This is a genomic window from Acetobacterium paludosum (genome assembly GCF_008086595.1).
Classification (GTDB): domain Bacteria; phylum Bacillota; class Clostridia; order Eubacteriales; family Eubacteriaceae; genus Acetobacterium; species Acetobacterium paludosum.
Genome location: NZ_RXYA01000005.1, coordinates 1 through 17,548 on the forward strand (window position 1 = coordinate 1; position 17,548 = coordinate 17,548).

Below are 17,548 nucleotides of genomic sequence, written 5' to 3' on the forward strand. Positions count from 1 at the left end.
CCAGCAGCGCTTCGGTGGCAAACAGCATCCCCATCAGATCCTGATTCAGCGGATCCAGGATAAAGCTGTCCATTCCGGCGTTCATCGCCAGTACGGCAAAAGCCTGGTTGACGATTTTTCGGGCGGGCAGATTGAAGGAAATATTGCTGACAGCACCAGTGACATGAATGGTTGGATACTGTTCTTTAATGCCCCTGATGACTTCGGTTACCATGCTGATGCCTTCTTCTGAGGTGCAGAGCATTTCGATCAACGGATCGATGTGCATTCTTGAAGGGTCAATCTGGTATTCTTTTACTTTCGCCATTAAATCGGTGAAAACATCGAGACGGTCTTTGGCTGTTTTCGGAATCCCCTTGTCGCTATTTAAGAGTGCCACGCATTCCCATTTTGTAGCAGCGATAGCCGTGAATGCGACATCCACTTTATCCCCCTCCAATGAAACGGAGTTGAACAGTCCCGGTTTGTTGCAGTATTTCATCGCTGCAACGCAGGTGTGTACGTTGGGGCTGTCCACCGCGATCGGCACATCCGTGGCGTCCTGGACGATGTCGATCAGCCATTTCATGGTTTCCAGTTCAATGGCATCATCCACCGAAGCACAGACATCAATAAAATCGGCACCGGCTTCCGCCTGTTTGATGGCTAAACTTTTAATATACTCTGAATCCTTGGCGGCAATGGCCTTCGCGGTGGAAGGTATCGCGCCGTTAATTTTTTCTCCAATTATAATCATTTTTTATCTGCCTCCTTATAATATCTTTTCAACGAGCTCTTATAAATTTACATTTCAATGAGCCGTACAACTATACGCGTATATTTTACATGAATTTAGTATAGCATCGTTATAAAGGTGCGTCAATCATTTTTTTATATGTATTTAATTTTTTATATTTATATTAAACACCTTAGTTATAGTATTTTAATTGAATAATTATTTTGTATATTATATGTATTTAATTATATATACTTTGTTTTAAACGACTGTTGTCGACTAATTAAGTAAGTCCAAGTACTGATTATGCTCGTTGCTGGTCCGCAAAAAAGTGCCAGAGGATTTCAACAATCCCAAGACACTCAAGTATATGCTCTGAAAATCTCACAAAATATATGATATACATCAGATATGAAGTTGCTAATAAAATGATGATACTAATATTTATTGTCTTTTTATTAATAGTTACTTTCTAAATTGATATTAAATTTGAGTCTTTCAATTTCTACGTTACTTATTTTATTTTTATCAGAACATAAAAATCACCGCTATATGGCTGCTCCATACTGGATTTGTCAATATTCACATTCACTGCCACAAGTGAGAACACAACTTTATCATTTTCCTGAGTGACTGTTGCCTGATCCACCGATAAGAAGCCTTTATTGATCTGATTACTTGCACCGTTCGTGGTATCAAAGTAATTGAAAACATCCTGCAGATTAACGGAAATCAGTTCCTGACCATCTTCATCCGATAACCTGAGTGTTCCCGGATGAGTGGAGGTGTCTTTCAAAAGAGTATAGGTCTTCCCTGCTTTTTCAAAATCACAGACTTTAGGACCTTCTTTATCGTCCTGAAAATAAAAGCTTACCATCACAAAGATATCATAATCTGAAATACTGATCGGCGACTGCTGATCCAGAGCCAGATAAATCGACGACTTTCCGTACATATTTTGTTCATACTGATAAAATCCAAAAATATGATAAAAATCTTCATTAGGATCATAATCTTTTCCCAGATATGAAATTCCATTTGTATATTCCATCATGACTAGATAGTTCATGCTATTAGAAATCACTTGCTTATCTTCCTCGGAAAGAGAAGCATTTGGGATAATCTGATCATTCTGAAGCATATTGTTTTGGATCAGCACATCTCTGAGCATAGCTTCCTGATTTATCCGGCTTCCGGTAAAAGCATCTATAGGCGGAATGATGGATATCATCGACAAACCAATTAGCAGTGCCGCTATAACACCATTTTTCCGCACCGGCAAAAAGCTCATCAAAATCCCCGAAGCAGCTGCAAAGATGCCAAAGAGAATCACATAATAGCGCCCGCAGGTAAGGCCGGTATCGCTGGTTTTTAAGACCGAGGAGGCTATCTGAAACAACACAATTGGAACGAGAATCTTGGGAAATGTTTTTCTAAAAAGCTCAGCGAATTTATTTTCCATCCTGCTGGCCAGTATACAAATCAGGATGGTAGCAATGGCAAATCCAACGAGCATTGGTTCAAGCCGATTGTCGGTCCAGAATTTCCCGGTAATGTTGATTGCAATATAAATTACGAGAATTACGGTGTAGACGGCCAGCAGCGGAATGATGATATAGGAAATAAGAACCTCTACGAATTTTGGACAGGCGCAAGCTTTGATTATTTTTTCCTTTTGCTGTTCCAGTTCTTCTGCAGAGCGGATTTTATCGGAAGCTCCTGGGTAAACCGGAATCAGGGAAAGAAAATAGATCGGAGCGAACAGAATCATAATAATGCTCAAGGACTGCAAGTACGCTTTTTCAGGTACTCTGAAAAGAAGGAGATCGATGGCTGTAATTATCAATGTGATTCCAAGGAAAATGACCCCGGAAAAAAGAAGTGAATTGAAGACCGCCTTAAACGCTGCCATAAAACTCTCGTTGAAAGTAACGGTACTTTTAATTACCGGCACCCATACATACGCGATGGCAAGTGCAAAAACAGCAACTGATGTCCTGATCGACGTTTCCCAGCCAGTACTCGTATACTGGCTGACGATCAAAAAATATCCAATTGTCAGGATCAGCCCAATCCCCATCATAACAAGTCGATACACAATTTTATCAAAAAATCGTTCCCAGGCCGCCTGTAGTGTAAAACCCAGGCATGCTCCAACTGCAAAGGTCAGAAGAAACCTGTAATAGTCAGCGTCCTGGCTGATTGCGATTGCATTAACAACTGCCGCGGATAACAGAAAAAGAACAGTCATTGGATAGCGAGATATGGCACGGTATAAGCCGCTGAGCTTTTCACTGAACTTATCGATAATTTTCATGATACGCCTCCTCATACAAAATTTATTCAACTTTTTTTATTCATACCCTGTTAGGGGAAAGTTTATCATATCAACGTTTGTTTTTAGTAATAACGACGAATTTTCCCCATAAAAAAAGCACCCTTATACAGAGTGCAAATCGATATTATCCTTATTTTTCTTTGCTTTCCGGCACAACTAACGATACTATTTTGACAGTTGCTTTTTTATCAGCTTTTTTCTTCTTTGTTTCTTTTTTTCTTGGACTTTTGTCTCCCATGATATTCCTCCTCGTCACTTAGCTTTATTGATTTATAAAAACGAGCCTGTTTGTAACATCGCTAAAGCCTATTTTAAAATTTTATTAAAATTGGTTTTCAGCCCGCTTATTTTTAGAATAATAGTGTTCTTCATTATTCTTTCTCGTTTTATTCTTTGAGGTGCTGGTTGTATTTCCCCTGCGGTGTTTAGTTGGTGGCGTTTTAGGGCCAAATGATCTTCGGGCGGGTACCCCTTTTAATTCAGATGGCATTTCAATCAATGGATATGGATGATCTTCAACCAGAGGGATTGATTTTGACACAAGTTTCTGAATTTCTGCCAATAGCGGTTTTTCTTCCTGATCACAAAAAGAAATTGCAATTCCACCAAGGCCGGCTCTTCCGGTACGACCAATTCGATGAACATAAGTTTCTGGAACTTCCGGCAAATTGTAATTAAAAACATGGGATAATTCTTCAACATCAATTCCTCTGGCTGCAATATCCGTGGCAACCAATATTCTTGTTTTTCCCTGTTTAAAATTATTTAAAGCCAACTGTCGTGCATTCTGTGATTTATCCCCATGAATCGCCTGTGCTTGTAATCCGGCTTTCACTAAAAGTTTTACAATTTTATCGGCACCATGCTTTGTTCTGGAAAACACCAATGCCGAAACAATGGCTTTATCTTTTAGTAAATGAATCAGTAAGTTGGTCTTATTACTTTTATTCACATAATAAACGGATTGTTCGATGACTTCAACTGCAGATGATACTGGCGTGATGGCTATTTTTACCGGATTCTTTAATATATTACCAGCCAGTTTTTCAATTTCCTTTGGCATTGTCGCTGAAAAGAGCATGTTTTGTCTTACCGCAGGCACATATTTCATGATTTTTTTGACATCTTGAAGCATTCCCATATCCAGCATCATATCTGCTTCATCCAGTACAAAATATTTTATCTTATCCAGATGAACATATTTTTGATTAATCAGGTCGAGCAACCTTCCCGGTGTTGCGACCAAAACATCAATTCCCTTGGTCAGTGCATTCGTCTGTGGATGTTGGGATACTCCCCCATAGATTGCAAGCGTTCTAAGACCTAAATGCTTGCTATACGCTTTAAAACTATCGGCAATTTGAATTGCAAGCTCTCTTGTTGGCGCAAGCACCAATGCTTTTATATGTCTATTTCCTTTTAAGTTTCTTTGTTCAAATGAAATGCCTTGTAAAATTGGTATGGCAAAGGCTGCTGTCTTTCCCGTACCTGTTTGAGCACACCCCAGTAAATCGGCTCCATCCAATAATTGGGGAATGGCCTCTGTCTGTATCGGTGTAGCTTCTGTATATCCTTCAGTTTTTAAAGCCCTCTGAATCGGCTCGATTATATTCAAATTTTCAAATAACAATAATTATTTCTCCTTTATTTTTTTTCGTATTACTACGTATTGTGATTGGCAAACTGGCAAGTATTTAATTATTCAAATAAACGCTTGCCTTTGCCAAAAATAAAGAACGCATGCACTGCGTTCTTTCAGAATGACGACATATTTCTTTTACCAGCCATTATTTGTCAAAAACTCCGCCGGATTTTTTGTTTCTAAACGCTTTTCGGCTGTTTACTTTTGTTTGACTCGGCTTTTTTCCATTAATACCTTGTTGTGAACTTTGCTTCTTTTTCTCTTCAATTAATTTTTTCATTCCTTCAATATTGTTCATTGGTATAATTTCCTCCTTTGCTTTCCCTTAGAGAACCAAAGGCAGATGCAGGCACAGGGACATTTGTTTGTCTTTTTTTCAAATAAACAAAAACGTCCCTGTGTCTGCACCCTAGCTAGTTTGGAAACCCGTATTCTGTAAGGTGTTATTTCGTAACGCAACATTTTCTGGCATCTTGCAAATGTACGGTTATTTTTATATTATATCCTATTAAGAAGAATTTAGCTACAAAACATTTTATATTAAGGCATTAAACGTCTGTTTCTTGAAGTTATCAACTAATTTTTAAGAATCCTTCCTATCTCTGTTGGTCTTCATCTCTTTAGCCAAAATGAAAAAAGCGCTTCCTGTGAACTGTAATTATGGTAAAACATTAGAAATACCTTAAACGAATATTAATTAAACACCGATCGCAAGTTATTATCGTTTAAAATACCAATTTATTTTTCATCACTGTTTCTGCCCAATTCAATTAATTTTATTTCATTTCTAAGGGCTTCCTTAAAAACATTCACAAAGTTTTTCTGTCCGGAATACAAACATGTATCATAATCACTTTCTGAGAATTCTCCTGTTAAGACATAGGTTGAATCGATAATAAACCGTATTTGTTTATCTTTTTTATCAGCCAGATAAACTTCAGCTCCCGGCATTTTGAAATCTTCGTTTGTTATCACAACTACCTTGATCCTGTTATCAATTAAATTTTCTAATTTGTTCCTGATTTCTTCTAAATATTGAAATGGCAAAGAAATGTAAATCCTTTTTTCTGCCTGATCAAGCATATTAAACATTTTATCTTTTATGTGCACACAGCCGTCAATGGTAATGTAACCAGCTGTTGCATCTTTCGCCGGAATTAAGTTTTTCAGCAAAAATTCTTTTGCCTCCGTCATTGCCCGCAGTTTATTGTTATAAAATTCTTCAATCGGCACCGCAATATATTTACTGGAAGCCTCTTCCTTCAGGTAAGCAGCGCCTTTTTCCACTAACCCGGCAAGGGCATTATATACATTTGATCGGGAAATGCCAGTTGCCTTGGCCACTTCGTATCCATTGGATGCTCCATTTTGAAAAAGACTTATATAAATGGTTGCTTCCTGCCTGGTTAAACCAAACAAAGTTAATTTATCAATCATCTGCATATACCTTTCTATTTATTTTACATTAGTAGTATTTATTAGGAATACTTTATCCATTTTAAATGATCTTGTCAATCATAATTCACAAGACCTTTGCTTTAATCAACAACGATCATATTTAACCAGCCATTAATTGATTGGGTACTCAATTTTCATATAATTATTTCCCATATTCTAACTTTCTTTACTACAATGCACCTTTTAATATGATATAATTTTCTCGTTAAATTTTGTTGGAAAGGAATGTAACAATGAAGAAAACGATTACCCTGATTCTTGCCTTATGCCTGCTGTCGACTGCGCTTTCCGGCTGTACCGAAAAAACGACCTCGACAACAGCCGAAACCGATGGTTGGCAGACTGTCTCAGATGCCTATGTTTACTGTCTTCCCCTTGTTCTGGTAAACGCAACGATGGAAGCGATGACAAATACCGTCGAGCCCAGCGATACCAGAGCTCCCATCAATCAGCTGATTCATGCCAAAGGCCTTGCCACAGCTGCATCAAAGGATATTGTAACCCCCAATGTGGATACCGTCTATTCCCAGGCATTTCTTGATCTTACTGATACTGCCATGGTTTATGTCAAACCAAAAACAAATCGGTTTTGCTCAGTAGAGGTCATGGATGCGTACACCAATGCTGTGTCCATTCTCGGCTCTGGCGGCGATACCCAGGATCAGCAGACCTACCTGTTTACCGGCCCCAATTACAAGGGAACCGTCCCTGACAATATGAAACAGGTTTCCCTGCCCACCAACCTTTCCTGGATTCTGATCCGCACTGTCTGCAACGGCGACGCCGATCTCGATAATGTCTATGCCATCCAGAATCAGATGCAGCTGCTCCCTCTGGATGCCTACCTGTCGGGCGAACCCTATACTCCGCCAACTGGAACCGATAATCCCAAAAACGATTTTGTCCCAATCACTGCTGTCGATGCGATGACCCCGCAAGCGTTTTTTGACACTGCCAACCAGCTCTTGGTCAACAATCCTCCGACAACAGCGGATGCGCCTTTAATGAAAGCCTTAAGCAGCATCAATGTCGGTCCGGGATGCACTTTTGACGTTTCTGTTCTCGGGGACAATGCTTCTGAGAAATGGAAAACCATGGTGACCAATCTCACCGGCGTTTTAGCAACGGACTGTTCTAAATTTTCCGTAGCGCTAGGAAGCTGGAGTTACTTCGGCGAACCGATCGCCAAGTTCGGTACGGAATACGAATTCCGGGCCTTAATCGCAATCAATGGCATTGCTGTAAATCCCGCTTCTGTTGCCATTTACCCAAAAGCTTACAAAGACAGCAATGGAGAAACCCTGAATGGCAGCAATGCCTACACCATTCACTTTGATAAAAACGCCCTGCCACCTACCCAGGAAAATGGATTCTGGTCCATCACCGCTTATAATAGCGACAATTTTCTTATTGATAATGAATTGAATCGTTATTGCATCAACGACCGGAGCGGCTTTGCTTTAAATGAAGACGGTTCCCTGGATATTCTGGTTCAGACCAATGCTCCTGATGCATCAAAGCTGAGTAACTGGCTTCCAGTTTCAAGCGATGATTTTCATCTGTATCTGCGGATCTACTTGCCCCAGGAATCGGTTCTCAACGGCCAATGGTCTGCCCCCGTCATTAAAAAAGTAGTTTGACCTGTAAGAAACAGTGCCGCAATCCAGCTCTTGGCTGTTTTGCGGCACTGTTTTTAGCTGCTATTATTTTAGGATATTATCGTATTATACGGCTATCTTTTCCATTTAAATGCTATCTTCATGTTTTTTTGATCATCATTCTCCACGTTCATTTTTTTCTAAAGTTTTAAACTCAGCTTTGATCAATTTCCAGAAATTCTTTCCATTGGGGTAAATCCCGCTTGCCCTGGGCATATCCCAAGCGATAACTTCTGGACAGCTTGTCAAAATTGATCTCCCGATTGGATACCGGCATGGTATCCGGGTAAACAAGGAAGGCTTTTCCTTCCCTTTCCAGCGCTTCAAGTTCATCCAGCGTCTGATTGTAGATAATATGACGGCTCAGCATCGCTTCCGCCACTTTCGGATGCTTGCGGTAATAATTTTTAATCGTCCTTTTTAATTTTAACGGACTTTTTCGGTAGCCTTTTTCACGGGTCAGCACAACAAAGAATTTATCAAAGCCATCCTTTTTGGCAATATCCAAGGCTATCCCGCCGCCCAAACCGCCATCTACATAATAATGCTCCTTGTAAAAGGTTGGCGGCATAAAAATCGGCATGGACGATGAAGAACGGACAATTTTAACCAAATCATCTAACGTGTGAATATCATTCTTCGTATAATAGACCACTTCGCCCTTATCCCGCTCAAAAACACCGATACGCAACTGCGCCGGATTAGCCATAAATGTCTCGAAATTAAATGGCAGTGAAGCCCCTGGTTCGGACGTTTTTTCATAAATATAATCGGATCGAAAAAAACCTTCCCCTTTAAAAAAAGATTTCCAGCCGCCAAATTCCGGATCTAAAACTAAATCCACAAATGAGCGCTTGGCACGACTTCTGTCCCGGGATAAATAATTGATACTATGGCTGGAACCTGCTGAAATTCCGGCCACGTAATCAAAATATATTTCATTTTCCAACAGGTTATTCAAAAATCCAGCACTGTAGCTGGCCCGCATTCCACCGCCTTCAAAAATTAATGCGATATCTTTGATATTATTAATTAATTCCATGGGTTTTGCCTCTCTGAATTTCCATCTGATCGTCCTCTTCTAATGCCAGTTCAAAATCCTTATAGCGCTTTCGCGCTTTCGTTTGCTTTTTTATCCGGGTTCGGGTTACTTCCTGGTAATGGTCTATCAGAATGGCTACTATTTTTTTATCGATCTTATTATCATCTGCCATTTCTTCGAGAATTTCAATCACAGCTTCCTTCTGCATGCCCTTGCGATAGGGTCTATTTTCGGTTAATGCGGTGAAAATATCGGCAACGGCCATAATCCGCGACCCTAATGGCAGGTCTTCACCCTTTAGCTTAAACGGATAGCCTGTGCCATCCAGCCGTTCATGATGCATGGAAGCATAAATATTGATTTCCTCAAGTCCTTTCACATGATCCAGTAAAACATAAGTTTGATAGCTATGCCCTTTAACGACTGAAAACTCATCTTCCGTCAATTTTCCTGGTTTTTCTAAAATTTCCGTTGGAACAGACAGTTTCCCAATGTCATGGACATAGCCTGCTGCCAGAATTTTTTTACAAGTCATTTCATCGCAATCCGAAAACTGCGCCAACTGCCTAGCAACGGCCGCAACACCCTCACTATGGACCGCCGTAAAATTGCTCCGGAAATCAATCACTCGCGCAAATAATTTTCCAATTCCAATCAATGCATCAATATCAATCAATTGATCATTAAAACTTAATTTTTTATAATAATTGCTGCTGCAGGAAATGGATTCCAGATCGAACCAGAAATATTCTTTTTCCTTAAGTCGTTCAAAAGCCTTTACAAATTCAGGATTGAATCGTTTCCCCGAAGCTTCTTCTATTCTGCCATAAATTCGCTCTGCCTGATTGAACGGTTTATCATCCTTTGAAATCAGGGTAGCGATGCGATCGGCTAAATGGATCAGGTGACTTTCCAACGGCACATCTTCACCGTCTTTTTTCAGGCCATTGCCATTGTTCCAATCGACATGATGAAATTTGATGATCTTTGCCTCTTTAGAGAACTCTTTATAATCTTTTAACAGCATCCATCCAATTTTAGCATGTTTATGAGGATTAAGCGCATCAAATTTTAAGACATCCAGCCTTTCCTGCATGCTTAAACCGCCAATATCATGCAGAATAGCGGCCACACTTAAGTGATTCTGCTGCTTTTCATTTAAGTTCAGTTCTTCCCCAAGGTTGTAAGTTATATAAGCAACCAATCTGTGATGATTATTTAGCTCCGGGCTTACCATATCGGAAGCCCTTGATAATTCAAGGGTCAACTCAAGAAATGAGATCATGGTCACTTTTCCTTTCATTCAAATCATTCTATTCTGGAATATTGTGCTATAAAATCATATTTTTGTCAAATTATTAAACAACAAAAAATGGTACAGCAATTATTTTTCATTACATACTAAATGCAGTAACCAGATAAAACAATTATCCTGAAACGTCTAGGCAGCCCCTTAAGACAAATCAACCATCTTAATTTTATTAATCAATTTCCAGTGCTCCGGTATACAATTGATAATAAACACCTTTTTTCTTTAACAGACTTTCATGGTTTCCCCGTTCAATGATACGCCCTTGATCCATTACCATAATGGCATTAGAGTTCTTAATGGTGGATAGTCGATGAGCAATAACCAATACCGTTCTTCCTTCCATCAAGTGGTCCATTCCCTCCTGAACGACTTTTTCGGTACGGGTGTCAATACTGGAAGTGGCTTCATCCAAAATCAGTACCGGAGGATCTCCGACCGCAGCCCTGGCAATCGCGATTAATTGGCGCTGTCCCTGAGATAAGTTTCCGCCGTCACCAGTGAAAACCGTATCATAGCCTTCGGGCAAATGCTTGATGAATGAATGGGCATTGGCCAGTTTTGCTGCCCCAATGACCTCTTCATCAGTGGCATCCAGTTTTCCGAAACGAATATTTTCCATAACCGTACCGGTAAACAAATGAGTATCCTGGAGCACGATCCCGAGAGACCGTCTTAAATCCGATTTTTTTATTTTATTGATATTAATCCCATCATATCGAATTTTACCATCCTGAATATCATAAAAACGATTGATCAAATTGGTGATCGTCGTTTTTCCCGCTCCCGTTGCCCCGACGAAGGCGATCTTTTCACCCGGTTCAGCATACAGTTCAATATCATGAAGAATCATCTTGTCGTCATTATATCCGAAATCGACATGGTCAAAGACCACATTTCCTTTTACCAACACATATGTGGTGGTATTATCCGCCTTATGATGATGTTTCCAGGCCCAGATGCCGGTTCTTTTCGGAACTTCGATTATTTCACCGTTTTCTGAAACCTTTGCGTTGACTAGTTCCACATACCCTTCGTCAGACTCCGGGGTCTCATCCAAAAGCGTGAAAATTCGGTCTGCCCCTGCCAGTGCCATGATAATGGCGTTTAACTGTTGCGCCATCTGGTTGATTGGCATGGTAAAGCTTTTGTTAAACTGAAGGAACGATGCCAGTCCTCCAATGGTAAATCCACCAACTGCAAAAATAGCGAGAATCGATCCGATGATGGCGGTAATGACATAGCCGATATTGCCAAGATTTGCCATAATTGGCATCAAAATATTAGCATACATATTTGCTTTGTCGGCGCTGTGAAATAACTCGTCATTTCGGCGGTTAAATTCTTTGAGACTCTCTTCTTCATGGCAGAATACTTTGATAACCTTCTGTCCTTCCACCATTTCTTCAATATATCCATCAATTGAACCAAGATTCTTCTGTTGTGCCATAAAATGTTTACCACTTTTAGCCGCCACTTTTTTCGTAACGAAAAGCATCACGCCAACCATCAATAATGTTACCAACGTCAACGGAATATTTAATATCATCATCGCTATAAAAACGCTGACAACGGTAATAACAGAGGACACTAATTGAGGCAGGCTCTGGCTGATCATTTGTCTTAGTGTATCCGTATCATTTGTGTAGACACTCATGATGTCTCCATGGGCATGAGTATCAAAGTACTTTATTGGTAATGTCTCCATATGGGAAAAAATATCATTTCTGATGTTTTTCAAAGTTCCCTGAGCGACATTGATCATAATACGATTGTAGCCCCAAGTGGCAAGCGCCCCGCAATAGTATATCCCTGCCATTATCATCAGAGCACGAAAAAGAAGACTGAAATCAGGGTTTTGCTTTCCGATAAATGGCACGATGTAATCATCAATTAAATTTTTCATAAACATCGTTCCCGCGACATTGGCTAAGGAAGACAGAATAATCAACGTTAAAACTGCCAGGCAGTGAATTTTATAGTATTTAAAAATGTATCCAAACAACCGCTTGATACTTTCTTTGGGATTATTGGTTTTTCTTTTTTTATTCTCCATCGATGACAGCTCCTTTCGTCTGGGATTCGTAGACATCTTTATAAATACTGCTGCTTGCCAACAGTTCTTCGTGGGTTCCGATGGCCTCGATAACGCCATCATTCAATACGATGATTTTATCCGAGTCCTGCACCGAGGAAATTCTTTGCGCAATAATAATCTTTGTGGTATTCGGAATTTCTTCCGCAAATGCCTTTCGTATTAAAGTATCTGTTTTTGTGTCGACTGCACTGGTGGAATCATCGAGAATCAAAATCTTTGGTTTCTTAAGTAGTGCTCTGGCAATGCAAAGCCGTTGTTTTTGTCCGCCTGATACATTGCTTCCCCCCTGTTCAATATAGGTATCATATTTTTGTGGCAATATTTGAATGAACTCGTCGGCCTGAGACAGTTCGCAGGCTCTTTGCAATTCTTCATCAGAGGCATCCTGACGCCCCCAGCGAAGATTATCCATAATCGTTCCCGAAAACAAGACATTTTTCTGCAAAACCATGGCGACTTCATTTCTCAACGCCTCAATATCATAATCTTTTACATTCAGACCGCCGACCCTGACTTCCCCCAGTGAGGTGTCATAAAGCCGTGGAATCAGCTGCACCAGAGATGATTTTGCGCTGCCGGTTCCCCCGATAATTCCAAGCGTTTCACCCGATTTTATTGAAAAATTGATATTGTTCAGTACATAATTATCACTATCGTCCTGATATGAAAAGGATACATTTTTGAATTCAACAGATCCATCCAAAATCGTATCTTTAGGGTTTTCTCCATTTATCAAATTTGGTTCTTCATTGATGACTTCGGCAATACGATCGGCTGATGCTTTCGACATCGCCACCATTACAAAGACCATGGAAATGAACATCAGACTGATTAGAATATTAATGCAATAGGTGAATAATCCCATTAACTCACCAGTTGTCAAAGATCCACCCACAATCATCTTAGCCCCCAGCCATGAAAGCAGAAGAATGCAGGTATACATCACAAATTGCATAATCGGCATATTCAATACCAGAAGTTTCTCCGCTTTTAAAGAGATTTCATAGATCTTTTTTGCTGCACTTTGAAAGATACTATTCTGATGTTCTTCCCGAACATAAGCTTTGACAACTCTTATGGCATTGATATTTTCCTGTGTGCAGCCATTAAGAACATCATACTGTTTAAACAGTACTGTAAATATTGGAAAGGCTTTAACTGTGATGACGGCCAGGATAATGCCAAGAAATATGATAGCTCCCAGAAAAATTAATGACAATTTTGCATTGATATAAAAAGCCATTGCCATTGCACTGATCAGCATAACGGGCGCTCTTGTACAAATACGAAGAATCATCTGATAGGCATTTTGTACATTAGTAATATCGGTTGTTAACCGCGTGATCAAACCGGCGGTTGAATACTTGTCAATGTTCGAAAATGAAAACTTCTGAATGTTCTCGAACATTGTTTTTCTTAAATTTCTAGCAAACCCGGAACTCGCCTTTGCGGCAAATTTTCCTGACAGCACACCAAATGTAAGCGAAAGCATTGCTAGCAAAATCATCAATCCTCCCGTTACACAAACATGTGAAATATCGCCTTTTTCCACCCCGTTGTCAATAATCGATGCCATCATTAATGGAATGATCACTTCCATTATGACTTCAAGAATAACAAATAAAGGAGTTAGTATTGAAACTTTTTTGAACTCTTTTATTTGTGACATTAATGTTTTAACCATTGTTCCTCCTATTTTTCTCTTATATTTTTTATTGGGTCCAAAATTGTTCGTATCCTTACAGTAAGGTGACTTACTGTAAGGATACGAACAATTCATTTAAAATTTTTAGATCATTATACATTCATATTTCTTGAAAGTATATTTATTACACTTAAAAACGTGTCCAGATCCTTATTCGAAACTCCTTTTATCAAATTCTGCTCAAAAATATAAATATTCTCATGTAAATGGTCTTCTAATTTCTTGGTCTCTTTTGTTATCATGATTTTTTTTAATCTTGCATCATAAGAAACACTTTCCCTGGAAATCAGACCTTTTTTTTCCATCAGCTGTAAAACACCTGTCACCGAAGACCGGCGAATTTGCAATTTTTCTTCAATATCTTTTTGAAATACATCCCTGTTATTTTTTTGCGCTTCTGCCAAAATCCCCAGCACCCGTGCTTGAACACCGGTTATTCCGCTGTCTTCAGCAGCACGGTCAAGAGATCTTTTAACCTGATTTGATAATATAATGACTTTTTTTCCAACATCATATTTGGTTTCCATCATTCGCCTCCGGAATTGTTAGTTACCTAACATATAATAACATTGAATCTTTTATTGTCAAGATTAAAATTCCAGTATTTTGGAGGTTCCATTTCATAGGTTCCAAACAAAGTAAAAAATTAGTGCCGTATTTTTTTAAAAAAGCAGCGGTCAATTAAGAATATAAAGCACTCCTAAAGTATTAGGCCCACAATGCGAGGAAACAACCCCTCCTGCCTGGGTTACTAATATCTCTTCAAATTTATTCAAACTTTCCAAGTACTCTTTTACTTTATTGACAATCTTCTCTGGACAACCAGAATGGGTGATGAATACTCTGGCAGAATTTGCCAGTAAAAGTTCCTTTTCCCGTTCTTTCGCATATTTGAGAATAACCGATTTTGCGTTTCCTCGATATTTCTTTCTCACTTGCATTTTTGCATCAGAAACAACAATTTCTGGTTTCAATTTTAAGGAATTGCCAATCAGTGCGGTCACCGAAGAACATCTTCCCCCCCGATAAAGGAAGGTTAATGTATCAACTACAAAACTAGCCTTTACTTTTCCATTAATTTGTCTGTTGTCCGCTAGAATTTCTTCTACCGTACATCCCCTACTCACCTGTTCAGCCGCCCGGATGACTTGCAGTCCGATTCCCGTTGATAAATTCCGTGAATTCACAACCACCAGCTTTTTGTAATTGAGCGTCTCGGCTGCCAATCTCATTACATTGCAGGTTGTGGACATAACCTCTGAGATTCCGAAAAATATAATGTCCCTCTCTGCTTCTATATAAGGTGTTATGACATCAATTGCTTCTCCGATAGTGGGAGCCGCTGTCTTAGGTGTCTCACCCGTCTTGTTGGACCATTCATAAATCTCTTTCTGATTTACGCCATTGCCGTCCTTCACAGATTTATCCCCCATGGTAATCGTCAATGGAAGAATACCAATGTCATATTTTTCTATCAATTCCGCTGACAAGTCACAGGTGCTGTCTGCGATAATCTTGATATTATCCATCTATGTTTCTCCTTCGATTTTATTGATTTTTATATAACAGTTTTGTCATGAACTATTCTAATGTGAACTAAATATCTTGTCAACAAATAAAAGCAACCTTGAATTTCAGATACCAAGAAATCTAAGGTTGTTCATTACAACTTATTTAATTTTACTGATGGCGGCCGTTCCAAATCAGGCGTCTTATTTTCGCAAAATCAATATCCTAATTGATTGTCTCGTGCATTGGATAAATTAATGCCTTCATCACATCAAAATATCGGTGAGTAATGGTTTTAATGAGTTTAATAATATCCTTAACGGTTTCGATTTCTTCATGTTTCATAATCAATGTGTCGGCGATCAGCAATGAAAGCCGCCGGGCCGAGTTACGACTGTCCAAATTTTGTAATACATCGAAATCAGGCAACGGAACCAAGGCTCCAACCCGACTGGCAATCTGACAACCTGCAAATCCACATACTTCTTTTATCTGTTTTTTAAGAATATCGTCCCGATATTCCGTATACTCCCGATAGATTGGTTTTGCATCTTTATCCCAGCATCCCGAATACACTTTTTGATATTCATAGACCATGTCTTTTATATAACCCAGGATCTCTTTTCGATAAGCCTTTCGAGACTTTGGGGTTCCTTCAGGATGATAGAACCAGGCAATGTACTCATAAATCAGGTTTCCCATCAGATAACCCATATCCGCTGATGTCGGCCCCATAAAAGGATACTCCATATCGATGACTTTCATTTCTTTTTCATCAATCATGATGTTTGACGTATGGAGATCGCCATGAACCAGGCACTCGCTTCTTTTCATGAAAATCCCACGTAGTTTTAACAATTCAACTCTTACTTCACGTTTATCCCAAAACAATTCAGCCATTGCTAAATGATTGGGGTCCCCCTCTAAAGTATGGTCAATATCATGCTCAAGAAATGACTCTCTTGAGAAAAGAATCGTTTCCATGATCCGCCGCATCTCCGGATTCATAAATTTACATTCCAGGGCTTTGTGGGTAATCTGGTCTAAATAAATTTCCGACGTATAAAAATTTGATTTCGCAATAAATTCCCCGATTTGTTTCGGAAATTCAGGGAAAGATTTTCCTTTGATCAATTCAAAACGCATGATTTTCAGATGACCGCAATCTTCATAAACAAATAGATTGTTTCCCTGATCGACGTGATACATTTTCGGCAAATATTCAGGCGTGATCGCTGTTCTTAGCTTAATAATTTCTGCTTCTGTTTGATTTCGTTTAGTCGTCAGTTTCGCCGCTTCACCTAATACACGCATGTGCGGTTTTGCCTGTTTCAGAATAACTGATTTTCCGGTTTCATCCCAAACCCGGTAGATATGATTGACAAAACCATCGCCATCATCTTCTCCCCCGCCGACTTCATAGACATCAAGTACTGCCTCTGCGGGAAAAATATCGGTATAGTTTTTTATGTATTCTATGACTGTTTTCGGTGTCAAATCTCTGTAAGACATATCTTACCTCACGTTTTCTTTATTCGATAACTATGAGTGTTATTTTATCACGATCACAAGCGGAAACAAATGAACTATTTATTTCAATGATGCTAATTATTTGTATAACCTTCTCATTTTTAATTAATTTTCCTTACTCACTTTTAAAAGTTCCTTTTTACTCACACTGCCGCGAATCAGAGAAAGCATCAGAGCAATCAGAGCGCAACTAGTAGATTATTTTGTACACTTTTTCCCCATTAGACAAAATATGTGATGCGCATTACACAAATCTGGCAAGATTCTCGAGTGCAATATATTGCTATTTTTTTTTCAACTATACAATCTTTTCAATTATGTTATACAACGTGGATTTAATTGATATTATTTTGATGTATGCAGCCTTTACTGATTGCCATTCTGAAAAAATTGTAGTAAACTTATATCAATTGCTATAAATAGTATCAGTAAAAAGGTTATTGCCGCTATGAACACCATGCTCTTCACAAACATGCTTCCTTATAAAAATCATTGAAATTTAGAATCCATATATCTCAACTTAAAGTATTATAATTTATTGATT

The 17,548-nt window shown here is 39.1% G+C and carries 13 protein-coding genes; 1 reads left to right on the forward strand and 12 read right to left on the reverse strand.

Annotated elements, in window-relative coordinates:
* The 5 genes from FZC41_RS06365 to FZC41_RS06380 form a co-directional block, all read right to left on the reverse strand.
* On the reverse strand, positions 1-736 hold a 736-nt coding region (locus FZC41_RS06365; RefSeq protein WP_148566568.1), incomplete at its 3' end, for a methyltetrahydrofolate cobalamin methyltransferase.
* Positions 737-1,229: 493 nt separating this feature from the next.
* Positions 1,230-3,032 carry a DUF4153 domain-containing protein gene (locus FZC41_RS06370; protein WP_170253880.1) on the reverse strand — a complete coding sequence of 601 codons (1,803 nt, stop codon included), beginning with the start codon at positions 3,030-3,032 and terminating at the stop codon, positions 1,230-1,232.
* 343 nt (positions 3,033-3,375) lie between these two features.
* Positions 3,376-4,683: a DEAD/DEAH box helicase gene (locus tag FZC41_RS06375; protein ID WP_148566570.1), complete on the reverse strand. Its 1,308-nt coding sequence runs from the start codon at positions 4,681-4,683 to the stop codon at positions 3,376-3,378.
* Between the two features lie 157 nt (positions 4,684-4,840).
* Complete coding sequence (locus tag FZC41_RS17250; protein ID WP_170253881.1) at positions 4,841-4,993, reverse strand: hypothetical protein; 153 nt, start codon at positions 4,991-4,993, stop codon at positions 4,841-4,843.
* A gap of 440 nt (positions 4,994-5,433) precedes the next feature.
* Positions 5,434-6,132 carry a TrmB family transcriptional regulator gene (locus tag FZC41_RS06380; RefSeq protein WP_243136664.1) on the reverse strand — a complete coding sequence of 233 codons (699 nt, stop codon included), beginning with the start codon at positions 6,130-6,132 and terminating at the stop codon, positions 5,434-5,436.
* Between the two features lie 254 nt (positions 6,133-6,386).
* Between FZC41_RS06380 and FZC41_RS06385 the strand changes: the two genes are divergently transcribed.
* On the forward strand, positions 6,387-7,793 hold the full coding sequence (locus tag FZC41_RS06385; RefSeq protein ID WP_148566572.1) for a DUF1254 domain-containing protein: 1,407 nt from the start codon (positions 6,387-6,389) through the stop codon (positions 7,791-7,793).
* Between the two features lie 172 nt (positions 7,794-7,965).
* Here the strand turns inward: FZC41_RS06385 and FZC41_RS06390 are convergent, their stop codons facing one another.
* From FZC41_RS06390 to mtnK, 7 genes are all read right to left on the reverse strand, one after another.
* The gene (locus tag FZC41_RS06390) at positions 7,966-8,853 is read right to left on the reverse strand and encodes a patatin-like phospholipase family protein (RefSeq protein WP_148566573.1); all 888 of its coding nucleotides are present in this window, start codon (positions 8,851-8,853) and stop codon (positions 7,966-7,968) included.
* Positions 8,840-10,156 carry an HD-GYP domain-containing protein gene (locus tag FZC41_RS06395; protein WP_148566574.1) on the reverse strand — a complete coding sequence of 439 codons (1,317 nt, stop codon included), beginning with the start codon at positions 10,154-10,156 and terminating at the stop codon, positions 8,840-8,842. The genes FZC41_RS06390 and FZC41_RS06395 overlap by 14 nt, the downstream gene beginning before the upstream one ends.
* Positions 10,157-10,334: 178 nt before the next feature.
* On the reverse strand, positions 10,335-12,218 hold the full coding sequence (locus FZC41_RS06400) for an ABC transporter ATP-binding protein (protein ID WP_186855136.1): 1,884 nt from the start codon (positions 12,216-12,218) through the stop codon (positions 10,335-10,337).
* The gene (locus FZC41_RS06405; RefSeq protein ID WP_148566576.1) at positions 12,208-13,944 is read right to left on the reverse strand and encodes an ABC transporter ATP-binding protein; all 1,737 of its coding nucleotides are present in this window, start codon (positions 13,942-13,944) and stop codon (positions 12,208-12,210) included. The genes FZC41_RS06400 and FZC41_RS06405 overlap by 11 nt, the downstream gene beginning before the upstream one ends.
* 113 nt (positions 13,945-14,057) lie before the next feature.
* Positions 14,058-14,495 carry a MarR family winged helix-turn-helix transcriptional regulator gene (locus FZC41_RS06410; RefSeq protein ID WP_148566577.1) on the reverse strand — a complete coding sequence of 146 codons (438 nt, stop codon included), beginning with the start codon at positions 14,493-14,495 and terminating at the stop codon, positions 14,058-14,060.
* Between the two features lie 147 nt (positions 14,496-14,642).
* Entirely contained in the window at positions 14,643-15,494 is an 852-nt protein-coding gene (locus tag FZC41_RS06415) for a DegV family protein (protein ID WP_148566578.1), read from the reverse strand.
* Between the two features lie 205 nt (positions 15,495-15,699).
* A complete protein-coding gene (mtnK, locus tag FZC41_RS06420; protein WP_148566579.1) occupies positions 15,700-16,986 on the reverse strand; it encodes an S-methyl-5-thioribose kinase in 1,287 nt (428 codons plus the stop codon).
* Between the last annotated feature and the right edge of the window lie 562 nt (positions 16,987-17,548).